The following is a 22,599-nucleotide window of genomic DNA, read 5'->3' on the forward strand; positions in this document are numbered from 1 at the left end:
CCTCCTCGGTCGATCGGTCGGTCGGTGTTCAGTCCCAGCGGCTGATCTCGCCGGCGGGGTAGGCGGCGAACGCGCCGCTTTCCGCGCCGGTCTTGAGGCTGGTGAGGTAGGAACCCCAGTTGGTGCTGCATCCGCTCATGAACTCCCCGGCCTCCTGCCAGCCGGCATGGGTGAACAGAAGCGTGGTGCCGCCGTCCTCCCTGGGCCGGAGCGTGAAGCTGATCCGGGTGTCGATCCAGCTGTCGGGTCCTTCGGTGACCCGCCACACCACGTGGTCGGGGGTGTCGGTGAGGACCTCCATCACGGCGGCGGGCTTGTCGGCGTCGCCGAAGCAGACGCCGAAGCCGGAGCCGACGGCGTGGTCGCCCGTGAGCGGCCGCCCGGTCCACCAGAGGGCGATGCCGTCGGTGTCGGCGATGAGGTCGTGCACCCGCTGCGAGGGGGCGTCGATGCTGATTCGGTGCAGGATGTCAGGCAATGTGGGTCCTTCGGTCGGCCGGCCGGCGAGGACGTCGGCCGGGTCGATTGGGCGGCTGCTCGGGCCCCCTCTCGGGGGATCTGCTGCAGTGACGAACGGCCGGACGCCGGACGGACACCCGCGCCGGAAAATCTGCGGGCGGTCGCCGTCCGTCCACGGCGCCGCCGTTCGTCTGATACTCGAAGCGGCACACACCTGCGACAGGAGGACATATGCAGTACGCGTTGCTGGCCTACTCCCCCCCGGAGGACACGGACCGGGCGTCGCGCCCCATTCCGGGTGGCCTCGCCCCTCTGCTCGACCGGCCGGACGTCACCGGCTGGGCGCGGCTCCACGCCGACGAGTCGGCGACGACGCTGCGCAACGACGACGGACGGATGCTGCTGACCGACGGGCCGTTCATCGACAGCAAGGAGTACCTGGCCGGCCTGATCCTCATCGAGGCCGACAACCTCGACCGGGCGCTCGCCATCGCCGCGGAGATGCTCCAGGAGACCAGACCCGGCACCGCGATCGAGGTGCGGCCCATCCTCGACGGACGCTTCCGTGGCGCTTGACGCCGTCTTCCGCGACCAGTGGGGCCGCGTGCTGGCCACCCTGGTCGGGATACTCGGCGACATCGAGCTCGCCGAGGACGCGGCCGCCGAAGCGTTCGCCATCGCCGCCGAACGCTGGCCGCGCGACGGGGAACCGGCCAACCCCACCGGCTGGCTCGTCGCGACCGCACGCAACCGCGCCATCGACCACCTGCGCCGCCGGCAGGTCCTGGCCGACAAGACGACGCTTCTCGCCCGCGACATCGAGACCGGGCTGCGGCCACCGGAGGCTTTCGTGGACGACTCCGCCACCATCCCGGACGAGCGGCTCGAGCTGATCTTCACCTGCTGCCACCCGGCGCTCGCCCTCGAGGCGCAGGTGGCGCTCACCCTGCGCACCCTCGGCGGCCTGTCCACCGACGAGATCGCGCTCGCGTTCCTCGTCCCGTTCGAGACCCTGAGCAAGCGGCTGACCAGGGCGAAACACAAGATCCGCAATGCGGGCATCCCGTTCGCCGTGCCGCCCGACCACCAGCTGCCCGACCGGCTGGCGGCCGTCCTCGCCGTGGTCTACCTGATCTTCAACCAGGGCTGGGGCGGCGGCCGTGTCGACCTCGCCGCGGAGGCGATCCACCTCGGCCGCGCGCTCGCCGGCCTGATGCCGGACGAACCCGAAGTCCTCGCGTTGCTGGCGCTGATGCTGCTGCACGACGCCCGCAAAGCGGCCCGCCTGCGCGACGGGCAGATCATCCAGCTCGACGACCAGGACCGTACCCTGTGGGACGCCCGGCAGATCGACCAGGGCCGAGAGCTGCTGCGGCGCGCCATGGCGCACGGACGCAGCGGGCCGTACCTGGTGCAGGCCGCCATCGCCGACCTGCACCTGCACGAGCCCCGCGACTGGGGGCAGATCGCCGCGCTGTACCGGACGCTCGCCCGGCAGACCGGCTCGCCGATCGTCGAGATGAACCTCGCCGTCGCCGTGGCCGCGATCGACGGGCCCGAGGCCGGCCTGGCCATCCTCGACGGCCTCGACCTCGACCACTACCGGTACTTCCACTCCACCCGCGCCGAGCTCCTGCGTCGCGCCGGCCGCGACGGCGAGGCCCACCAGGCGTACCGCCGGGCGCTCAGCGCCGCGCAGACCGAGCCGGAACAGCGCTTCCTCGCCGACCGGGTGGCCGAGACCGCACCCTCCGCAGTGAGTGAGCCCCGCCAGGCCGGCGCGTGAGCGTCCGCCGGGTTTGTCTTCCCCACCGCAGGAATCGATCAATAGAGTACGAGCGACGGAACGTCGAACTTCGCTGGGAGGGCCCCTGCTCATGGTCCCCGACGGTTTCGTTCGCGCCCTGGACGCCTTCGAGGCGGTTCTGGCGGCGACGCCGTCCGATCGCTGGGAGTCGCCTTCGCCGTGTGAGGGCTGGTGCGCCATCGATGTGGCGGGCCATGTCATCGCCGGACTGTGGGTGATCGAGGCTCGTGCCGCCGGCCGGCCGCTCCCCGAGGCCGATCCTGACTGGCGGGAGGCGGCGGGTGAGGATCCGGTGGCGACGTGGCGTGCCGCGCGCGCCCGCGTGACGGCCCTCCTGGGACCCGAGGCGCTGGCTCGCCGGATACAGCTGGCGTTGGGCCTGGAGATCACGCTCAGCGAGTGGCTTGAGCGGTATCCGCTGGAACTGCTCGTGCACACGTGGGACCTGGCGCAGGCCACGGGACAGGTCGTCGTCCTGGAGCCCGACCTGGTACGCGCGGCCCTGGAGACGGCGAAGGAGTTCGCGCCGCAGGGCCGGGAGGCGGGCATGCTGGGGCCGGAACGCGCCGTCGCCGACGACGCCGACGACCAGACGCGCCTGCTGGCGGTCTTCGGCCGCGGCGTCGGCTGACCCGGCGCCTTCCGGGCGAGGAAGCACCTGCCGCCGAACGAGGTGCGGTCTACGTCCTTCCCGTCCCCGAAGGCGGGCCGGCGACGCCCGACAGGTGGGCCAGCAGCAGGTCCAGCGGCCGCGGCACGCGGTCGAGATCGAGCGCCGCGACGAGCAGCGCCGAGTAGCGGATCTTGCGGCCGCTGCCCGCTCCCATGAACCGGCGCAGCTGGTCGTGCGTGGTGCCTGCGCGCCATGCGGGTTGCCTCTGCAGCGTGCGGAACGAGCCGAGCTCGCCCTCGGCATCGATCACCCGCTCCACAGCGGCGGTGCCGAGGGCCCGGATCAGCTCGTCTTCCAGGTCGGCGACGCACACGAAGAACCCGAGCGCCTCCAGATCGCCGCGGGTGAGATCGGATCCGAGGCCGGCGCGCTCGAGCCCCCGCCGGAAGTCGCCCTCCTCCCCCGCGTCGCACAGACCGGCCAGCCGCAGATCGCGCCCGGAAGGACCGAACCTGCCGAGGTACGTCCCGATGCTCCTGGCGCCGCCCATCGCCACAATGGAGATGCCTTCGGCCACCAGGTTCCGGCCACGGCGCTCGGCCAACGCCTCGACGGCCGACTTGTCACTGGCTCCCTCGACGAGGACGACGGCCCGCGTGTCGCTCACGAGCCCAGCCTCGCACCCGAGGCTGGGCAGGTTCATCCCTTTTATGCGCCCCGTCCCGGCCGTACGGTCATCCGGCGAAGAGCTGGGCGAGCTTCTGGACCAGCTCGTAGACGCCGTACGCGAAGGGCAGCCCGACCCAGGCCCACGCGAGCACCATCAGCCCTGTGTGCCGTCGCGCACCTGCGTCCGGCTGCTGCGAGTCCGCGGATGTCATCGCGTCTGTCCCCTCTCCGCCGCCCGCGTCTCGGGCTCCGCCGCCGGTCGCTCGTGGTACCGCTCGCTCACCGGCCGGATCAGCTCGTTGGCGAGGAAGCCGACGGCGAGCAGGCCGATCATGATGTAGAGCGAGGTGGTGTACAGGGCGGGCCCGGTGCGGCCCGCGGCCTTCTGCGTGTCGGCGATCGCGTTGACGATCAGCGGGCCGAGCACGCCCGCCGTCGACCAGGCCGTGAGCAGCCGGCCGTGGATCGCGCCGACCTGGTAGCTGCCGAACAGGTCCTTCAGGTACGCGGGGACCGTGGCGAAGCCGCCGCCGTAGAAGGACAGGATGCCGAGGGCGCACACGATGAACAGCGGCCGGGAGGCGTTCCCGGTCAGCGCGATCACGAGGTACAGCAGCGCGCCGACCCCGAGGTAGACGCGGTACATGTTCTTGCGCCCGATCAGGTCGGAGGTGGACGACCACACGAAGCGTCCCGTCATGTTCGCCAGCGACAGCAGCGCGACGAAGCCCGCGGCCGCGCTCACCGCCACCGGCGTCGCCGTCTCGGCGAAGAAGTCCGTGATCATCGGAGCGGCCTTCTCCAGGATCCCTATGCCGGCCGTGACGTTGAAGCACAGCACGATCCACAGGAAGTAGAACTGCGGGGTGCGGATCGCGTTGCGGGCCGAGACGTCGGCGGTCGTGACCAGGGCCCGGCTCGCGGCCCGGCCCGGCTCCCACCCGGCCGGCCGCCAGCCCTCCGCCGGGACCCGCACCAGCAGCACGCCCATCGTCATGAAGACCGCGTAGACGACGCCGTGCACGAGGAAGGTCCTGGCGATCCCCCCGGTGTCGGTACCGAACGCCGACAGCATCTGCGCCGACCACGGCGAGGCGATGAGAGCGCCCCCGCCGAAACCCATGATGGCGATGCCGGTGGCCATGCCCGGCCGGTCCGGGAACCACTTGATCAATGTGGAGACCGGCGAGATGTAGCCGATGCCGAGCCCGATCCCGCCGACGAAGCCGTACCCGAGGACGACCAGCCAGTACTGCCGGGTGGCCACGCCGAGGGCGGACAACAGGAATCCGGAGGAGAAGCACACCATCGAGACGAACATGGACCACCGGGGCCCGTTGCGCTCCACGAGCGTGCCGCCGAAGGCGGCCGACAGGCCGAGCATGACGATGCCCAGCTGGAACGGCAGGGCGCTCTGCGTGCCCGACAGGCCGAGCGACGACTCCAGCGGCGGTTTGAAGACACTCCACGCGTACGCCTGGCCGATGGCCAGGTGCACGGAGAGCGCGGCGGGCGGCACCAGCCAGCGACTCCAGGTGGGCGGGGCGACGGTACGTGAACGGCTGAGGAATCCGGGGGCGTGTACGACGTTCGTTCTGTCTACCACCCTCCCGCCGTATCACATACGGTATGCCGGACTCCGAATCTCACTCGGTCTTTACGGCAAGCGGTCAGGAACGATCGGCGAACGGTCGGCACCCGGGTACGGCGACGGGGTCACTGCTCGCTCTGCAGATCGAGAAAGGCCAGCGCCGCGCAGCGCGGGCACAGGTGGGCCTCCTGCGGGGCGGGGCCGGGGTAGTCCTATCTGGGACGACGCCCGGTTCGACCGGGTATCTGGGTCAGGGCGGCGGCGTGTCCGGTTGTCACCCCAGCAGGAGTGCGGCGACCGCCTCCGGGGCCTCATGCATCGCGTCGTGGCCGGTCGGGAGGTCGTGGACCTGCCATCCGGGATCGGCGTGGAGCCGGGCGCGGAGTCCGGCGAACGGCGTCCGGTCCTCCCATCCCGAGCAGTAGACGAACTCCCGGCGCGGGACCTGGGCGAACGCGCCGGTGAGCCGGATCGTCTGCAGGAACGAGGCGAGGGGATGGGGACGGCGGCGGGGATCGCCGCCCTCGGGCGGCCGGACGGCGTAGCCGGTGGTGGCGGCGCCGGCGGCGAACACTTTCCGGAAACGCTCGTTCGTCGACGACCAGCACGACTCGCCGTCGCGCGGTACGTAGGCGTCGAGATGCACCAGTCGTGAGATCCGGCCCTCAGCGCGATCGGCGGCGGCGGCGATCACCATCCCGCCGTAGCTGTGGCCGACCAGCGTCGCGCCGGTGATGTGGGCGCGATCGAGGAGCCGCAGAACGTCGCCGGCGTGCGTGTCGAGGTTGGCGGTCGCGACCGTCGCGTCGTCGTCGTCCGGCCGCAGACCGGTCAAAGTCAGGGCGTGAACGGCATGGCCGGCGCGCTCCAGCAGCGGCACCACCGCCTCGAACGACCAGGCGCCCTTCCAACCTCCGGGCACGAGCACGAACGTCGCCATGGGTTTGTCTCCTCTCAGACCGACGACATGTGGTCCCGGCCGGGCGCTCCGCGCGACCGACGACCAGTCCGCACGCAGACAGTGTCACCAGACGACGATGTGGCGGACCACCGATAGAATGCCAACCGATGCCTGTTCCCCGCCAACCTCGCCGGATCGCCGGAGTGACGTCGCACATCTGGCCGTCCGGCGGGCGCCACCTCTGGCCGTCCGGTGAGACGAGCGCGGTGCAGTCGCACGCGCGGGGACACCTGGTGTACGCGGCCGGCGGTGTCCTGGCGGTCCACACCGAGCGCGGCACGTCGATCGTCCCCGCCAACCGGGTCGCCTGGACCCCCGCCGGGTTCACGCACTACCACCGCGCCCACGGCGACACCGACATGCGGATCGTCTTTCTCCCGCCGTCCCTCGCCCGGCTCGTACCCGACCATCCCGCCGTGTTCCTGGCCTCCGGCCTCGCCCGGGAGGTCCTGCTCGCCCTGACCGGCCCCCGCAACTACGACGACGCCGCGCCCGGCTACAGCCGCTCCGCGCGCTCCCGGCTTCTTCGCGTCCTCGTCGACGAACTCCGCGAGGCACACGAACAGCCGCTGCATCTGCCGGAGCCGCGCGACGACCGGCTGCGTGCCATCGCCCGGATGCTGCACGAGAGTCCGGGAGACAACTCCTCGCTGGCCGAACTTGGGACGACGATCGGAGCCAGTACCCGCACCCTCAGCCGGCTGTTCCGCGACGAGCTCGGCATGACCTTCTACGAATGGCGCACGCAGCTACGCGTCTACCACGCGCTCGTGCTCCTCGCCGACGGTCACGACACCACCCAGACCGCCTACGCCTGCGGATGGGCCAACCCCAGCGGCTTCATCGCGGCGTTCACCGGCATCATCGGAACGACCCCGGGCCGCTACCGGACCGGTCGCCAGACCCCCGCCCGCGCCCCTGGACTCCCGTCGCACGAGTGACCTCTCCGCGCGGAGGGCGGGCGGGCCCGCCGTGATCGCCGCGCTCAACAGCTCCCTGGCCGATCGCGACCAGTTCATCCTCACCAGCCGGACCGGTGAATTGGCCGCCACCACCTGGCCTACCTCGCCCGTCACCTGACCGCGCACCGCACCCGCGACCTCGCCTGGTGGCGCCTGGCTGGCCACACCACCACACCCGCCCAGCGACGCCACACCGCCCGCGTGGTCGGTTTCGCGGGTGGGTTCGCGGTCGGGCTCACGTCCGGGCTCGTGATTCAGACCGGATGAGAGGCCGGCCGCTGTGCGTCAGCCGTGACTGATGACCACCTTGCCGAATCCGCCGCCCGACTCGCAGTACGCGAAGGCCGCCGAAACGTCCTCGAACGGGAAGACCCGGTCGATCACGGGACGCAGCCGATGCGCCTCGACGGCGCGGTTCATCTGGACGAAGTGGGCCCGGCTGCCCGTGGCCACCCGGCGCAGCACCGCGCCGGCCATGAACAGGGCCGCGGGATCGACGGGCGCGGCCCCCTCGGCTCCAGACAGCCAGTAGCCCACGAACGCCACCTCACCGCTGGGGGCGACGGACCTCAGCGACTGGTGGAGGGGTCCCGCCGTGTCGACGACGCGGTCGACGCCGACGCCGCCGGTCAGCGCACGCACCTCGGACGACCAGTCCGGGTGCTCCCGGTAGTCGATCACCTCGTCCGCCCCGAGCGCCCTCAGCCGTCCGGCTTTGGCGGCACTGGACGTCGTCACGATCACCCGGGCACCGGACAGCTTGGCGAACCGCAGGACGAACAGCGACACGGCTCCAGAACCGAGGGTCAGCACGGTCGAGCCCGGATGCGGCGCCTCGCCGGTGGTGAGGGCGTTCCACGCGGTCACCGATGCCAACGGCAGCGCCGCGGCCTCCTCGAACGACAGGTGGTCCGGGACGCGGACCACGCCGTCCTCGCTCAGCAGCGCGTACTCGCTCAGCACACCGTCGATCATCGTGCCGAGCTGCGCGGCGTCCTCGCGCCTGAACGGGCCGTCGAGCCAGCGCGGGAAGACGGTGGCCGCCACGCGGTCGCCCGGCTTCACGCGGGTGACGTCCTGGCCGACGGCGACGATTTCCCCGGCCCCTTCGCAGCCCGGCACCACGCCGGGCCGGATGGGAAGCGGATAGTCGCCGGCCAGCACCAGGAGGTCGCGGAAACCGAGGGAGTTCGCCCGCATCCGTACGAGGACCTGCCCGCGCCCCGGTTCGGGCTCGTCCCGGTTTTGGACGGTCAACCCGGCGAGCCCATGACCGGGTTCGAGTCGATAGCTCTTCATCGCAGCCTTTCACGCCGTACCGCTCCCTGCGCGGGCCACCTGGTGACGCCGCGCGCCGATGTCGGGATCATGCGGGGCGGCCGCGACATCGGGCAATTTCCCAGAGGGAATTGGCTAATACCGGAGGGGCCGGATAGGAAGAGGCCGGATAGGAATCCGGCCTGGTGCTGAGCCGATGCACCCAGCCCGTGCCCTGGCACCCCAGGAGGCTGCTCCGCGTGGGCCGGCGAGGCGACGACGAGACTGAGGATTAAGGCCGCCGCGGTGGTGGCGGCGATGTGCAGTGCTTTCCTAGCTACCTACACCTATAAGCCTCTTCGAGGCATGGGAGACGTGGGCGAGTGTCGACCCCCGCGTACGTCGCGCTGGGCTCATGATCGAGACTTTGTATGGTGAAGTGGATCCTTACATGAGTGACAAATTGGTCGCCCGCGGCTATGCACAGTGCGGCCCCGCTGATCGGTCATGGTGTGCGTCCGGCTCTGAGAAGGCGGGCGCGGACATCTGGAGCCGGTCGCGGACAGCGCGGACGGTGCGTTCCGCGTCTTCGGCGAGGCTGTGCTGCGGCGCGTTGAGGAACTCGGTGCCCCGCAGCGGATGCGTGGCGGGCCGGGGATAGAGCCAGGCGTGGAAGTGCTGGACACGGTCCCGGGTCGAGAGCACATGCACCCGCTCGGCACCGGTCACCGCACGCAGCGCACGGTCCAGCACGGTCACCAGCAGACCGAAGGAGGTCGCCTCCTCGGTGTCCATATCGGCGAAGTCGACGTAATGGCGACGCGAGGTGATCCGCAGCCCGCCCGCCATCGTGGTCTCCGGATCCCCCTGGCTGACCAGCCAGTGCTCATTGCGGAGTATCCATCCGCCGACCGGCTCAGGCCGCGTCGGGTCATCGAGGTTGCAGTAGGGGCAGTGCCGGGGTTCGGCCACCGCGGGCTCCTTCGCGTCAGGCGGGTTGGAACAGTTCGATCAGGTTGCCGGCGGGGTCGGCGAGCAGGATCTGCCGCCCGCCGGGGCCGGTGACCATGTCGCTGCGGAACGACGACAGGCCTGCGGTGCGTAGCCGGGCGACCTCGTCGTCCAGGTCGTCGACGACCAGGTGGATGCGGTTGCGGCCGGCGACGGCGGCATCGGCGGGTGTGGCGCGGGCGCCGGAACTGGCGGGCCCGGACAGCAGCAGCCGTAGCGGCCCGCGTACCACGTCGGCGAACGCGGACCCGGCGCTGCTGTTGAGGGTGAAGCCGAGGTGGGTGGTGTAGAAACCGACGGCCGCTTGGACGTCGTCGACGAGGTAGCGGACGCTGGCGTAGCGGTCAGGTGCCGTCATGAATGGGCCTCCGGGGTCTGGGCGAGGACGGGCAGCAGGTGGCGGACGCGTGCGTCGATGTCCGCCGTGGCGTGGCCGAACGCGGCAGGGCTGTCCTGCTCGCTGCGGCCTGCGGTGGCCGGGTCGGGGATGCTCCAGTGGACCCGCCGCGCGTGGTCGCCGAACCCGGGGCAGACTTCGCGGGCCCGGTCGCACAAGGTGATCACGTAATCGAACCGGCGGCCGCGCAACGTGTCCAGATGGCGGGGCTGCCGGCCGGCGATGTCGATGCCGTACCGCTCGCGCAGCACCTGCACGGCGTGGGGGTGCACGCGCGCCTTGGGTCGGCTGCCGGCGCTGGTCACGGTCACACCGCCGGTGGTGTGGTGGCGCAACAGGGCTTCGGCGATCGGTGAGCGGGCGCTGTTGCCCGTGCACACGAACAGCACCGCCAGGCGCGGCCACCGCTGCCGGCCGTCCGGGGACGGCGGTGGCGTGGCGGCGCGGCGCAGTGCCGGATGGAGAGCGGCCCCAGCATCGGCCAGGGCCTGCGCGCAGCGGTCCAGGTCCAGACGGTAATAGCTGTCGCGGCCGTCGAAACTGCTGCGTGTGACGGCGACCAGGCCACCCTCGCGCAGCAGCCGCAGATGGTAGGAGACCAGGTTCTGCGGCGCCTCGACCAGCGCCATGAGCTCCCGCACCCGCAAGTCGCCGACGGCGAGCTCAGTCAACAACCGCCAGCGCAGCGGGTGGGCGGCCAGACGCACGAACTCCGGCACCGCCTCACTCGATGACGCCACGCCTCGGACGATACATCAAATGTATTTGATGGAATAGCCCCGCCTGGAGGTCAAAGGGCTTGAGCGCTACACGCCAAACGGCCGATACAGGGACCCTCAGCAAGAGCCCCGACCGTCACCGCCGTCCGGGGATGCCTGCAGGATCCCGCGAGCAGCCGTCGACCAGACCACCCCACCGAGGCCATGCACCCGCAACCCCCGGTCCCTGAGGTGTCAGCCAGCCCAGCGTCCCGCAGTGCCGTGGCGGATGCTCTACGAGACCGCCGGGCGGTCCGAGGAGATCCTCGGCGTGAACATCGAGGACGTTGGAGCTGGGGCAGTTGCTATAATTCATGAGTCGGCCTTCGGCGCGCCAGGTTGGGTGCGCGCGAAGGCTTTTTTCATGCCTAGTCACACATCTGCCTCCGGCACATCTCCCACCACCTACCGTGACCTGCTCCGCAACCGTGAATTCGGCGGCCTGTACGCCAGCTTCACACTGACGGTCGCCGCGAGCACGTTGTCGGGCTTCGCGCTCGGCACGTTGGTCAACCAGCAGACCAAGTCCCCGTTCCTGACCGCTGTGAGCATGTACGGCGCCACCTTCGCGACGGTACTCGGTGCGCTGACGCTGATGTCGGTCGCGGACGGAAGCCGTCCTCGCCGGACCCTCGTCGCGCTCCAGTGCGTCTCGCTCGTAGGTGTTGCCGCACAGGCGGTTCCAGGGCTGTCGCTCGCCGCCCGGTTCGGTCTGCTCCTTGTACTGGGGTTCTTCCAGTCCCTGGGAACGGGGGCGCGGATGGGGCTGCTCGCCGAGGTGGTGCCGACCTCCACATATGCACTGGCACGTTCGCTGATGAACATCACCTCAGGCGGTATGGCCATCCTCGGCTACGCCATTGGAGCCGTACTGCTGCGGTACCTGAGCCCGCAGGAGGTCTTCGCCGTCGCAACGGCCCTGACCGGCGTTGGATTGATCATTCTGGCGGCGACTGTCCGGGAACACTCGATCCGTCTGACCCGTCGCCCTGGACTGCGCCAGACCTGGACGACGAACATCGAGCTTTTCTCCCACTCCGGCCAACGCGCGCTGCTGCTGAACCTATGGGTCCCCAATGGCCTGATCGTCGGCTGCGAGGCCCTGTTCATCTCCTACGCCCCCCATCACGCCGGCGTCTTCCTGGCCGCCGGATCGGCAGGCATGCTCCTCGGTGACCTGACGATCGGGCGACTGCTCACCGCCGAGCAGCGGCGCCGCCGCGCATTCGCCCTGCGACTGCTGCTCGCCGTCCCCTACCTGCTGTTCGCCATCCATCCGCCCGTGCTGGTGGCGACAGCCGCGGTGTTCATCGCGAGTGTCGGCTTCGCCGCCACCCTGCCGCTCCAGGAGCAGCTCCTGGAGTTGACCCCTGATCCGGTCCGTGGCCAGGTCCAGGGAGTCGAGTCCGCCGGCCGGATGACGTGGCAAAGTATCGGCGCCGCTATCGCCGGCGGCATTGCCCAGCACTTCACCGCCGGCACGGTCATCACTTCTGTGGCCGCCGTCTCCATCGCCGTCACCGTTTTCTCCCGGCCTTTCGTGCTCCGCGCCCGAGCCGTCCGTGTCGAAGCGGCCAACGCATAGAGACCCCCACGAGGTTGCGAGCGGCGGGCGCGTGCGGATGCGCCCGCCGCGTTTCGCTACTCGTCGACAGCGTCCGGGGCACGAAGAGGTCCTCGACCTCCGTCACGTGCCGGTCGGCGCGTGCCCGGGGGTCATCTCCGCGTCAGCGCCATCACGCCTGCGGCGGCGGCCCAGACGCCGATGAGCGACCCGACCGGGAACAGGGGGTCGAACCGGTCGGTGAACGCGATGGTCACGGAGGCGAGCGCGAAGGCCAGCCCGCCGACCAAACCGAGCGCGAGCGTGATGCGGTTGCCGACGGTCCGGGTGATGCCGCCGGCGACGGCGGATCTTCGCGAACTGGCCCGCGGCCTGCATCCCATGGTGCTCGCCCAGGACGGTCTGGAGGCCGCGCTGGCCGCCGTTGCCGACAGGTCCGCCATCCCCGTACGGCTGCGGGTGAGCGTCGGGAGCAGACTTCCGCGCGAGATCGAGGCGACGGCCTACTACCTGGTCAGCGAGTCGATCACGAACGCGGCGCGGCACTCGGCGGCGAACGTGGTGACCGTCGACGTCGCCGCGGGTGACGACGGGTTGCGGATCGCGGTGAGCGACGACGGCCGCGGCGGTGCGCGGCCCGCGGCGGGCAGCGGCCTCCAGGGGCTCGCCGACCGGGTCGCCGCGCTGGGGGCCAGGCTCGAACTCGACAGCCCCGCCGGGGCCGGGACGCGGCTGAGGACGGTCCTGCCATGCGGGTGATCGTCGCCGATGACGCGCTGCTGTTCCGGGAGGGGATGACGCGCATCCTCACCGAGATGGGGTTCGAGGTGATCGGCCTGGCGCGCCACGGCGCCGAGCTGGTCGGCCTGGTACGCCGGGATCCCCCCGCCGTGGTCATCACCGACCTGCGGATGCCGCCGGGCTTCGCCGACGAGGGCATCGAGGCCGCCACCGAGATCCGGTCGTTCGCCCCGCACGTGGGACTCATGCTGCTGTCGCAGCACGTCGAGGTGCACCACGCGCTGCGGCTCATGAACGACTTCGACGGCGCGGTCGGCTACCTCCTCAAGGACCGGGTGTCGGATCTCGGAGCGTTCGCCGTCGACATCCGCAGAGTCGCGGCCGGCGAGGTCGTCATCGACCCGGAGCTGGTGTCGCGGCTGGTCGGCCGTCGCCGGGAGCACGATCCCCTCGCCGAGCTCACCGATCGCGAGCGCGAGGTCCTGGCGCTGATGGCCCAGGGGCTGACCAACGCGGCACTGGCCAAGGAGCTGTTCGTCAGCCCGAAGACCGTCGAGGGCTACGTGCGCAGCGTCTTCACCAAGCTCGGTCTCGCACCGGGCGAGCGGGAGCACCGGCGCGTGCTGGCGGTGCTGCAGTTCCTGCGCAAGCACTGACCCGCTCGACCGGTACGACCACCGTCTCCTTTCACACCGCCCGCGATCACCGGCCGACGGGGTCGGCTTCCGCCGGGGTGAAGCCGAACACGTCCCCGTAGAAGGACAGTTCGGCCTCCAGCGCGGCGACCATGGCGGCGCGGCCGCGGAAGCCGTGACCCTCCCCCTCGAAGAGCAGGTGGCGGTGGGGCACCCCCTGCTCGGCCATCCGTTCCAGGAACCGCTTGCTCTGATCGGGCGGGCAGATCACGTCGTCGGCGCCCTGCAGGAGGAGGAACGGGGCGGTGACCCCCGCGGTACGGGACGCCGGCGACCGCTCGTGGTAGCGCTCCGGCACGGACGCCGGGGGCCCGACGAGCGAGTCGAGGTAGTGCGCCTCGAAGTCGTGGGTGAGGCCCCGGGCCAGAGACCACAGGTCGAGCACCGGGTAGTAGAGCGTGGCGCACGCGTAGACGTCGGTCGCCGACAGGGAGACCGCGGCCGTGAAGCCGCCCGCGCTGTGCCCCCGGATCGCCAGGCGCCCGGCGGCGGCCAGCCCCTCCCGGACGAGCGCGCGAGCGACCGCCGCGCAGTCGTCGACGTCCACCACGCCCCACTGGCCGCGCAGCCGCTCCCGGTACGCGCGCCCGTAGCCGGGGGTGCCCCCGTAGTTGACGTCGACGACGCCGATCCCCCGCGACGTGAAGTAGGCGATCTCCAGGTTCAGCGTGAGGGGCGCCCGCAGCCCGGGGCCGCCGTGGGCCCAGACGACATACGGAGGCCGTTCGCGCTCGGGGCCGGTGACGTCCCGGTTGCGGGGCTCGTACACGTGGGCGTGGATCGGCCGCCCGCCGGGGCCGGTGAACACGCGCGACACCGGCTCGGGAAGGAACGCCGCGTCGACCGGGACGCGGGGCGCCGGGTTCACCGGGCGGCCCGTCGCGGTGGCCGTGTCCACCTCGACCACCTCGTACGGCGACCGGCTGCCGGCGGCGACGCCCACGACGCGGCCGCCGGAGGCGTCGAGGTGCGGCAGCCACTCGGTCCAGGGCCCGGCCACGTCGACCGGCGCGCCTCCGGCGGCGTCCAGGACCGCCAGGCGCTGCGCCCCGGTCCCGTGCAGCACGGCGACGCGCCCGCCCGGCAGCGGGACGAACCAGCGCAGGCCGAGGCGCTGGCAGCCGGCGACGTCCTCCTCGGCCGGGTGAAGCGCCTCGGCGGCGCCGGTCCGCGGGTCGACGCTGTACAGATTCCACCAGCCGGTGCGCTCGCAGGCGGCCAGCACCCGCCCGTCCGCTCCCCACTCGGCCTGCGCGACCGGATCCCCCGGCCCGCCCGTCAACGTGCGGACCCCCCGGGCCGTGCCGTCCGGGCCGATGTCGGCGATGCGCAGCTCGGCGGCGTCCCACGGCATGTGCGGATGATCCCAGGCGAGCCAGATCGCCTGCCGCCCGTCCGGGGAGAACCGGGCGCCCGAGACGAAGCGGTGCCCGTCGTCGCACACCTGGCGCACCGCGGATCGGTCCCCGGCGGCGGACCCGTCCAGCGGGACGGCGACCAGCAGCCGCCGCACGTCGCCCGGACCCTCTCCGGTGAACTCCTCCAGCACGCAGCGGACCTCGCCCCGGGCCAGGTCGATCTCGGGCTCCGCCCAGCGCAGGCCGCCGCCGATTGGCGAGACCGGGGTCAGCGGCCGCGGCCGGGCGTCCGGGACGTCCGGCTCGTACGCGTACAACCGCTGGTCGGCGTGGTGGACGAACACGGCCACCACGCCCCGGTCCCCCGTCGCCGCCGCCCAGGGCCGGCCGCCGTACTCGATCACCCTGCTGCGGACGTTCCACGGGGCCGGCAGCACGGAGACCGCCGATCCGTCCCGCGTCCGCCGCATGAGCACGGTGCGGCCGTCCTCCCCCGGACGCGGCTCGACCCACCAGATCTCGTCGCCGACGAGACCGACGTACGAGGGGAAGGCCGGCTGCCCCGCAGTCATGCCCGTGGTCGCCAGCTCCGCCGTGATCGGCGACGCCCACGACCCGTACGGCGCGGGAGCAGCGCTCATCGGTTCTTTCTCCTTCGCATCGTCGGGCCTGACACGGCGGATCAGGAATCCCCGCCGCATAACGTATCTTGCGGGCCAAACCGCCACAAAAGACACCGGTCAGGAATCGAGAAGCGCCGGTCAGCGGGCCGCAACTAGCCTGACCACCCCGGGTCGACGCGACCCACGACTCCAAGGAGTGACGATGAGCGACTCTTCCACCGAGGGAATCAAGACCGTCCTGCACCCCGTGTCCGACCTGGCCAAGGCCAAGGAGGTGTACGCCGCCCTGCTGGGCATGGAGCCGCAGCACGACAGCGCCTACTACGTCGGCTTCGACGTCGCCGGCCAGCACATCGGGCTGGTGCCGGGCGGCGGGCCGCAGGGCATGAGCTCGCCGGTCGCGTACTGGCACGTGCCGGACATCGAGGCGAAGCTGGCCGAGGTGACCGCCGCAGGGGCCGTCGTGAAGGAGGCCGCGCACGACGTCGGCGGCGGCCGCCTGGTGGCCACCGTCACCGACCTCGACGGCAACGTCCTCGGCCTGCTCCAGGATCGCTGAGCGGCACGTGACGGCGGCGCCGAACGCGACCCCGGCCGGCGTCGGCCGGACGGGCGTCGCGCCCGGCGGACGCCGCCCATCAGGTAGACAGTGGACTGTCGCCGCGACCGCGGCCCCCGCCCACTGGGACGGAGAGAGGATGAGCATGACCACGAGGACGGACAGGCAGTCGCCCGAGCCGCACGTCGCCGACAGCCACGATCTGATCCGCGTGCACGGCGCGCGTGAGAACAACCTCAAGGACGTCAGCGTCGAGCTCCCCAAGCGCCGGCTGACGGTGTTCACCGGCGTCTCCGGCTCGGGCAAGAGCTCGCTGGTGTTCGACACGATCGCGGCCGAGTCGCAGCGGCTGATCAACGAGACCTACAGCGCCTTCGTGCAGGGGTTCATGCCGACGCTGGCACGGCCTGAGGTCGACGTGCTCGACGGGCTGACGACGGCGATCATCGTCGACCAGCAGCGGATGGGCGCCGACCCCCGTTCCACGGTCGGCACCGCCACCGACGCCAACGCCATGCTGCGCATCCTGTTCAGCCGGCTCGGGCGGCCGCACATCGGCTCCCCCCAGGCGTTCTCCTTCAACGTCGCCTCGGTCAGCGGAGCCGGCTCGATCTCCATGGAGCGCGACGGCCGGACCGTGAAGGAGCGCCGCACCTTCAGCGTCACCGGCGGCATGTGCCCGCGCTGCGAGGGCCGCGGTTCGGTCAACGACATCGACCTGACGCAGCTGTACGACGACACCAAGTCGCTCAACGAGGGCGCGCTCACGATCCCCGGCTACAGCATGGACGGCTGGTACGGCCGGATCTTCAGCGGCTGCGGGTTCTTCGACCCGGACAAGCCGATCAGGAAGTTCACGAAGAAGGAGCTCGACGACCTGCTCCACAAGGAGCCGACCAAGATCAAGGTCGACAACATCAACCTGACGTACGAGGGCCTGATCCCGAGGATCCAGAAGTCGATGTTGTCCAAGGACATCGCCTCCCTGCAGCCGCACATCCGCGCGTTCGTCGAGCGGGCCGTGACGTTCACCACCTGCCCCGAGTGCGGCGGCACCCGCCTCAGCGAGGCGGCCCGGTCGTCGAAGATCAAGGGGATCAGCATCGCCGACGCCTGCGCGATGCAGATCAGCGACCTGGCCGCATGGGTCGGCGGCCTCGACGAGCCGTCGGTGGCGCCGCTGCTCGTCGCGCTGCACCACACCCTCGAGTCGTTCGTGGAGATCGGGCTGGGCTACCTCTCGCTCGACCGTCCGTCGGGCACGCTGTCGGGGGGCGAGGCGCAGCGCACCAAGATGATCCGCCACCTCGGCTCCTCGCTCACCGACGTCACCTACGTCTTCGACGAGCCCACCATCGGCCTGCACCCGCACGACATCCAGCGGATGAACGACCTGCTCCTGCGACTGCGGGACAAGGGCAACACGGTGCTCGTCGTGGAGCACAAGCCGGAGATGATCCAGATCGCCGACCACGTCGTCGATCTCGGTCCCGGCGCCGGCACGGCGGGCGGCAGCGTCTGCTTCGAGGGCACGGTCGACGGGCTGCGGGCCAGCGGGACGCTCACCGGGCGGCACCTGGACGACCGCGCCTCGCTGAAGCCGTCGGTGCGGACGCCGTCGGGGGTGCTGGAGGTGCGCGGCGCCCGCGCCCACAACCTTCGGGACGTCGACGTCGACATCCCTCTGGGCGTGCTCGTCGCCGTCACCGGGGTGGCGGGCTCGGGCAAGAGCTCGCTCATCCACGGCTCGGTGTCCGGGCGGGACGGCGTGGTCGCGGTCGACCAGACCCCGATCCGCGGCTCGCGCCGGAGCAACCCGGCGACGTACACCGGACTGCTCGACCCGATCCGTAAGGCGTTCGCGAAGGCCAACGGCGTGAAGCCGGCGCTGTTCAGCGCCAACTCCGAGGGCGCCTGCCCCGCCTGCAACGGCGCCGGCGTCATCTACACCGACCTGGCGATGATGGCCGGCGTCGCCACCACCTGCGAGGAGTGCGAGGGGAAGCGCTACCAGGCCTCGGTGCTGGAATACCACCTCGGCGGCCGCGACATCAGTGAGGTCCTCGCGATGTCGGTGGTCGAGGCGGAGGAGTTCTTCGGCTCCGGCGAGGCCCGCACGCCTGCCGCCCACGCCGTCCTCGGCCGGCTCGCCGACGTCGGGCTCGGCTACCTCAGCCTCGGCCAGCCGCTCACCACGCTGTCGGGCGGCGAGCGGCAGCGGCTCAAGCTGGCCACCCACATGGCCGCCAACGGCGGCGTGTACGTCCTCGACGAGCCGACCGCCGGCCTCCACCTCGCCGACGTCGAGCAGTTGCTCGGCCTGCTCGACCGGCTCGTCGACTCCGGCAAGTCGGTCATCGTCATCGAGCACCACCAGGCGGTCATGGCCCACGCCGACTGGATCATCGACCTCGGTCCCGGCGCCGGCCACGACGGCGGCCGGGTCGTCTTCGAGGGCACCCCCGCCGATCTCGTCGCCGCCCGCTCCACCCTCACCGGCGAGCACCTCGCGGCCTACGTGGGCGGCTGACCCGGGCCGCGGAGGGGCCGCTCGCGCGGCGGCCGGGTGGACGAGCCGCCGCCGACCTGGGAAAATGCAGACGTGCACCACAACCGCTCCACACCCCACGACGTCGTTCCCCCGCAGCGCCTGCGCGACCTCGCGCTGCTGCGGCGGGTGCGCGACCGGATGGACCGGGAGTACGCGCGGCCGCTGGACGTCGAGGCGCTCGCCCGCGGGGTGAACATGTCGGCCGGGCACCTCAGCCGGGAGTTCCGGCGCGCCTACGGTGAGTCGCCGTACGCGTATCTGATGACGCGGCGCATCGAGCGGGCGATGGCGCTGCTGCGCCGCGGCGACCTCAGCGTCACCGAGGTCTGCTTCGCGGTCGGCTGCTCGTCGCTGGGCACGTTCAGCACCCGGTTCACCGAGCTGGTCGGGATGCCGCCAAGCACCTACCGGCGGGAGGCGGCGCGCGCCACGGCGGGTCTGCCATCGTGCGTGGCGAAACAGGTGACGAGGCCGATCAGGAATCGAGAAGCCCCGCCCGGCGCGCCGCAACTAGCCTGACCGGCATGGACATCACCATCCACACCTGCGCGCTTCCGCACGACGACCCGGAGGCCTCCCTGGCCTTCTACCGCGACACGCTCGGCTTCGAGGTCCGCACCGACGTCGGGCACGGCAGGATGCGCTGGATCACGGTCGGTCCTCCCGGCCAGCCCGGCACCTCGATCCTCCTCACGCCGCCGGCTGCCGACCCTGGAATCACCGACGAGGAGCGCCGCACGATCGTCGAGATGATGGCCAAGGGCACCTACGGCTGGCTCCTGCTGGCCACCCGCGACCTCGACGACACGTTCGAGAAGCTGCAGGCCGGCGACGCCGAGGTCGTCCAGGAGCCGATGGAGCAGCCGTACGGAGTCCGCGACTGCGCCTTCCGCGACCCCGCGGGCAATCTGCTCCGCATCCAGGAACTGCGCTGAGGGGTCGCTGTCGGCGACGTTTTGAGTAGGGGTGTACTCATCCCCACGCGGCGCGCCTCATGTGACGGTGGTGCGTGTCTCACTCAGCGAAGGGTGGCCGCGTGGAAAGCGAACTGTTCCCCATCGTCAGCGGAATCCTGGCCGGACTGCTGATCGAGCTGGTCCGGCCCTCGGCCCGGCTGTGGGCCGGCGGGCTGCTCGCGCTCGTCCTGGGCGCTCTCGCCACGTTCGTCAGCGGGGAGTTCGAGATCAGCTGGGCCTTCCTGCTCTTCGACATCCCGCTCGTCGCGGTCACCTCGTTCGCGACGATCTGGGCGGTCCGCCTGCTTCGCCGCCGGTCGGCGGAACGCTCGTGAACCGCGACGGCGGATTCCACTGGTCCCGGGCCGGTTCGCTCGGCATCCGGATGGACGAGGCCGGCGACCGATGGTGGTCGGGGCGGGTGACCAGCCTGCTCGTCCGTTCCGACGGCCGGGTCCTGGCGGGCACGGAGACCGGCGGGGTCTGGGTCGCCGACGAGGACGGCCGGGCCGGGCTCGCGCTGAGCGCGGCGTGGGAGCGCCCCGAGATCGGCGCCGTGGCGTTCGGCCCGGACGGCGAGGGGCACGTGTTCGCCGGGGGCGGCGGCCTCTACGTGACCGACCAGTCGAGCGCCCTGCCGCTGCTCGACTGGCACCCGATCACCTCGATCCAGGCCCGTTCGCCGGGAGGCGTCGTCGCCCTCGGCGTCCTGACGACGCCGCGCCGCCTGGTGGTGGCGTGCGGGGCGGGCGTCCTGTGGTCCGACATCCCGGCGGCCGCTCCGGGCGGGTGGACCGACGGGTACGTCTGGAACGCCGTGACCGGCCTCCCCGACGTCTTCGGCATGGCGATCGGGTCGCGCGACCGGACGCTGCGCGCCCAGCCGGCCGGGGTGCGGGACACGACGATCGTCCTGGGAGCGGCAGGCGGCGGCATCCGGGTCGGCGACTGGCGGAGCGGAGCGCTCACGTTCACGCAGGCCACCGTCAACGGGATCAACCCGAGCGACATGTCCGCGACCTCGGTGGCGGCCTGCGAGCGGCAGCCGAGCCGCCTGTACGCCGCGGTCAGCGGACGGAACGGGCGGCTGCTGGCCGTCCTGCGATCCGACGACGGCGGCGACGTCTGGAACGTCTGCGGCTACACCCCGGAGGAGTTCGGCCGGCTCGACGGCTACCTCGGCGACGCCGGGCAGTTCCACTCGGCCATCGGCGTGCACCGCACGCGCCCCGACACGCTCGCGGTGGGATGGCTGGGCGGCCCCGCCTACTCCACCGACGGCGGGGTCACCTGGAGCCGGCCGGGCGGGGACGTCCACGCCGACAAGCACGCCGTCGTCTTCGCCCCCGACGGCGGCGGCCGGGTGTACGTCGGGTGCGACGGCGGCGTGTTCTCCACCGACGACCTGGGTGGTTCCTATCGCAGCCTGTGGAACAGGCCCCTGCCGACGCTCCAGTGCTACAGCAGCGACGGCGCCCGGCAGTCATGGGGAGGGGCCGGGGTCAGCACGCAGATCCCGGGCATCGTCGCCACCGGCACCCAGGACAACGGCAACGTGTTCGCCGCCGTCGAGCCGGGCGGAGAGGAGTACCGCCCGCTCACGGACGGAGACGGAGGGTTCTGCGCCGCGCTGACCGCGATCCCGTGGGTGCTCACCGTCCTGTCCCTGCAGGCCAGCCCGTCGCCCATCGTCGCGCACCACTGGAACGAGACCGAGCGGCGCTTCGACGTGACGTACGAGCCGAAGATCGTCACCGCCGGGCCCGGACAGAAGGCAGGCGACCCGCTGCGGGCGCCGCTGTGCGTGGAGGCCGTGACCCGTCCGCGGCTGAACTCGCACGACCCCGCCATGCACGCGGTGGCGACGGTGGGCCCGAACCTGTACGGCCTGGTCGCCGAGCCCGGGCTGGGGGGCGGCGGCTCCTCCGGCGGCGGCCCCGAGGTCGTCTGGGGCGGCGGCACGCCTGCCTGGCGGTACCTGGGATCGGCGCCCGACAACCTGGATCTGTGGGCCGCCGGCTCCTACAACGGCGACCTCGTCTACGCAGGCACCGGCAACCGGCGCATGTTCAGCTTCGACCGCAAGGGGGGCCGGACCGAGTTCGGGGTGCTCGACCTGCCGCGCAACGCCGGCGTCATCCACCGCATCGTGCAGCTCGCGGATCTGTCGGCGTTCGCCGTCAACCGGACCGCGAAGGGGTCGATCCTGTACTACCAGGCCGGCGGGTTCGCGTGGCGGCCCGTCTTCGAGCCGGGCGACACCATCTGGGCCTTCGAGGTGTGCGGCGACCAGGAGCACGGAGCGGTCCTTGTGGCGGCGACGGAGACCGCGGTCCATTCCAGCTACGACTGGGGCGCCACCTGGTACGTCGCCTCGGACGGGCTCCCCCGCAACCCCCGCTGCGCCGACCTGCGCCACCGGGCCAACAACATCGGGGGCCGCGTCTATCTGTCCACGTACGGATGGTCTGTCTGGGCCGCCGAACTGCCCGACGGACCGCCGCCGCCGCACGCCGAGGACGTCCGCCTGGCCCCCGAGCTGCGCCGGCTTCTCTCCCTCACCCAAAGACTGTGGGCCGACGGCGACACCGAGGGCGCCCACCGGAACGCCCTCCAGGCCCTGGAGACGTACCGGGACCTCGCCCGGACCGACGCCGACGCCGAGACGCCCGAGGTCGCCGGCGACCTGGTGGCCTTCGCGGGTTATCTCCCGCCGCAGCCCGCTGTGGAGGCGGCCGAGGCGGGCGTCGCGGTCTACCGCCGGCTGGCCGCCCTCGACCCCGCTCACCGGCGCGCCCTGGCCTCCGCCCTCTACCAGCTCGCCGTACGCCGCTACTCCGCCGCGCCTCCCGGCCGGGCCAACGCCGATGCGGACGAGCCCGGCCGGGAGGCCGTCGCGATCGACCTCGAGGCCCTCCCCGAGATGACGCCGTCCGGCAAGCTCGGCGTGGCTGGTGAGCTCGAGTACGTGACCGGCTACATCGTTCCGGGCCAAGTCGCCATCGACGCCGCCGCCATCGCCACCCAGGTCTTCCGCGACGCCGCCGGCGCCGACGCCTCCCTGGAA

The 22,599-nt window shown here is 71.7% G+C and carries 24 protein-coding genes; 13 read left to right on the forward strand and 11 right to left on the reverse strand.

The genetic code is table 11. The features are described from left to right. Positions 1-28: 28 nt before the first annotated feature. Complete coding sequence (locus tag Mco01_RS27780; protein WP_204059806.1) at positions 29-478, reverse strand: SRPBCC family protein; 450 nt, start codon at positions 476-478, stop codon at positions 29-31. A 212-nt stretch (positions 479-690) separates the two neighbouring features. On the opposite strand from Mco01_RS27780, the gene Mco01_RS27785 reads away from it, so the two are divergent. The 3 genes from Mco01_RS27785 (at position 691) to Mco01_RS27795 (ending at position 2,897) form a co-directional block, all read left to right on the forward strand. Beyond that, positions 691-1,035, forward strand: a complete 345-nt coding sequence (locus Mco01_RS27785) for a YciI family protein (RefSeq protein WP_204059807.1) — start codon at positions 691-693, stop codon at positions 1,033-1,035. Then, positions 1,025-2,245, forward strand: coding sequence for an RNA polymerase sigma factor (locus Mco01_RS27790; protein WP_204059808.1), 1,221 nt, complete (start codon positions 1,025-1,027; stop codon positions 2,243-2,245). Before Mco01_RS27785 ends, Mco01_RS27790 begins: the two co-directional genes overlap by 11 nt. A 91-nt stretch (positions 2,246-2,336) precedes the next feature. Further along, complete coding sequence (locus Mco01_RS27795) at positions 2,337-2,897, forward strand: TIGR03086 family metal-binding protein (RefSeq protein WP_204059809.1); 561 nt, start codon at positions 2,337-2,339, stop codon at positions 2,895-2,897. A 49-nt stretch (positions 2,898-2,946) separates the two neighbouring features. Here the strand turns inward: Mco01_RS27795 and Mco01_RS27800 are convergent, their stop codons facing one another. The 4 genes from Mco01_RS27800 to Mco01_RS27815 all read right to left on the reverse strand — a co-directional run bounded on the left by Mco01_RS27800 (position 2,947) and on the right by Mco01_RS27815 (position 6,079). Beyond that, positions 2,947-3,546, reverse strand: a complete 600-nt coding sequence (locus Mco01_RS27800) for a TOPRIM nucleotidyl transferase/hydrolase domain-containing protein (protein WP_204059810.1) — start codon at positions 3,544-3,546, stop codon at positions 2,947-2,949. A gap of 67 nt (positions 3,547-3,613) precedes the next feature. Beyond that, positions 3,614-3,760: an MFS transporter small subunit gene (locus Mco01_RS27805; protein WP_204059811.1), complete on the reverse strand. Its 147-nt coding sequence runs from the start codon at positions 3,758-3,760 to the stop codon at positions 3,614-3,616. Further along, positions 3,757-5,067, reverse strand: coding sequence for an OFA family MFS transporter (locus Mco01_RS27810; protein WP_239103958.1), 1,311 nt, complete (start codon positions 5,065-5,067; stop codon positions 3,757-3,759). The genes Mco01_RS27805 and Mco01_RS27810 overlap by 4 nt, the downstream gene beginning before the upstream one ends. Positions 5,068-5,413: 346 nt before the next feature. Then, positions 5,414-6,079, reverse strand: coding sequence for an alpha/beta fold hydrolase (locus tag Mco01_RS27815; RefSeq protein WP_204059813.1), 666 nt, complete (start codon positions 6,077-6,079; stop codon positions 5,414-5,416). Between the two features lie 128 nt (positions 6,080-6,207). Between Mco01_RS27815 and Mco01_RS27820 the strand changes: the two genes are divergently transcribed. Further along, on the forward strand, positions 6,208-7,041 hold the full coding sequence (locus tag Mco01_RS27820; protein ID WP_204059814.1) for an AraC family transcriptional regulator: 834 nt from the start codon (positions 6,208-6,210) through the stop codon (positions 7,039-7,041). A 306-nt stretch (positions 7,042-7,347) separates the two neighbouring features. Here the strand turns inward: Mco01_RS27820 and Mco01_RS27825 are convergent, their stop codons facing one another. The 4 genes from Mco01_RS27825 to Mco01_RS27840 form a co-directional block, all read right to left on the reverse strand. Further along, positions 7,348-8,361: a zinc-dependent alcohol dehydrogenase family protein gene (locus Mco01_RS27825; protein ID WP_204059815.1), complete on the reverse strand. Its 1,014-nt coding sequence runs from the start codon at positions 8,359-8,361 to the stop codon at positions 7,348-7,350. A 435-nt stretch (positions 8,362-8,796) separates the two neighbouring features. Next, positions 8,797-9,291, reverse strand: coding sequence for an HIT family protein (locus Mco01_RS27830; RefSeq protein WP_204059816.1), 495 nt, complete (start codon positions 9,289-9,291; stop codon positions 8,797-8,799). A gap of 16 nt (positions 9,292-9,307) precedes the next feature. Next, positions 9,308-9,688, reverse strand: a complete 381-nt coding sequence (locus Mco01_RS27835) for a VOC family protein (protein WP_204059817.1) — start codon at positions 9,686-9,688, stop codon at positions 9,308-9,310. Further along, complete coding sequence (locus tag Mco01_RS27840; RefSeq protein WP_204059818.1) at positions 9,685-10,467, reverse strand: arsenate reductase/protein-tyrosine-phosphatase family protein; 783 nt, start codon at positions 10,465-10,467, stop codon at positions 9,685-9,687. Before Mco01_RS27840 ends, Mco01_RS27835 begins: the two co-directional genes overlap by 4 nt. A 247-nt stretch (positions 10,468-10,714) precedes the next feature. Between Mco01_RS27840 and Mco01_RS27845 the strand changes: the two genes are divergently transcribed. Next, positions 10,715-12,070, forward strand: a complete 1,356-nt coding sequence (locus Mco01_RS27845) for an MFS transporter (RefSeq protein ID WP_204059819.1) — start codon at positions 10,715-10,717, stop codon at positions 12,068-12,070. Between the two features lie 131 nt (positions 12,071-12,201). On the opposite strand, the gene Mco01_RS27850 is transcribed toward Mco01_RS27845, so the two are convergent. After that, complete coding sequence (locus Mco01_RS27850) at positions 12,202-12,432, reverse strand: hypothetical protein (protein WP_204059820.1); 231 nt, start codon at positions 12,430-12,432, stop codon at positions 12,202-12,204. On the opposite strand from Mco01_RS27850, the gene Mco01_RS27855 reads away from it, so the two are divergent. Together Mco01_RS27855 and Mco01_RS27860 are read left to right on the forward strand one after the other, a co-directional pair. Beyond that, the gene (locus Mco01_RS27855) at positions 12,431-12,808 is read left to right on the forward strand and encodes a sensor histidine kinase (protein WP_204059821.1); all 378 of its coding nucleotides are present in this window, start codon (positions 12,431-12,433) and stop codon (positions 12,806-12,808) included. The two genes, Mco01_RS27850 and Mco01_RS27855, sit on opposite strands and share 2 nt — an antisense overlap. Next, the gene (locus Mco01_RS27860; RefSeq protein WP_036319197.1) at positions 12,799-13,446 is read left to right on the forward strand and encodes a response regulator transcription factor; all 648 of its coding nucleotides are present in this window, start codon (positions 12,799-12,801) and stop codon (positions 13,444-13,446) included. Before Mco01_RS27855 ends, Mco01_RS27860 begins: the two co-directional genes overlap by 10 nt. Positions 13,447-13,492: 46 nt before the next feature. Here the strand turns inward: Mco01_RS27860 and Mco01_RS27865 are convergent, their stop codons facing one another. Next, positions 13,493-15,484, reverse strand: a complete 1,992-nt coding sequence (locus Mco01_RS27865) for a S9 family peptidase (RefSeq protein ID WP_204059822.1) — start codon at positions 15,482-15,484, stop codon at positions 13,493-13,495. Between the two features lie 184 nt (positions 15,485-15,668). On the opposite strand from Mco01_RS27865, the gene Mco01_RS27870 reads away from it, so the two are divergent. The 6 genes from Mco01_RS27870 to Mco01_RS27895 form a co-directional block, all read left to right on the forward strand. Continuing rightward, complete coding sequence (locus Mco01_RS27870; protein ID WP_204059823.1) at positions 15,669-16,025, forward strand: VOC family protein; 357 nt, start codon at positions 15,669-15,671, stop codon at positions 16,023-16,025. A gap of 139 nt (positions 16,026-16,164) precedes the next feature. Next, a complete protein-coding gene (locus tag Mco01_RS27875) occupies positions 16,165-18,555 on the forward strand; it encodes an ATP-binding cassette domain-containing protein (protein ID WP_372444991.1) in 2,391 nt (796 codons plus the stop codon). 159 nt (positions 18,556-18,714) lie between these two features. Then, positions 18,715-19,095, forward strand: coding sequence for a helix-turn-helix transcriptional regulator (locus Mco01_RS27880; protein WP_239103961.1), 381 nt, complete (start codon positions 18,715-18,717; stop codon positions 19,093-19,095). 5 nt (positions 19,096-19,100) lie between these two features. Continuing rightward, positions 19,101-19,511, forward strand: a complete 411-nt coding sequence (locus tag Mco01_RS27885; RefSeq protein ID WP_204059825.1) for a VOC family protein — start codon at positions 19,101-19,103, stop codon at positions 19,509-19,511. Positions 19,512-19,612: 101 nt separating this feature from the next. Beyond that, a complete protein-coding gene (locus Mco01_RS27890) occupies positions 19,613-19,867 on the forward strand; it encodes a hypothetical protein (protein ID WP_204059826.1) in 255 nt (84 codons plus the stop codon). Continuing rightward, positions 19,864-22,599, forward strand: a 2,736-nt coding sequence (locus Mco01_RS27895) for a WD40/YVTN/BNR-like repeat-containing protein (protein ID WP_204059827.1), incomplete at its 3' end; no start/stop codon positions are given. The genes Mco01_RS27890 and Mco01_RS27895, both read left to right, overlap by 4 nt.

This window comes from Microbispora corallina (assembly GCF_016863035.1).
Classification (GTDB): Bacteria; Actinomycetota; Actinomycetes; order Streptosporangiales; family Streptosporangiaceae; genus Microbispora; species Microbispora corallina.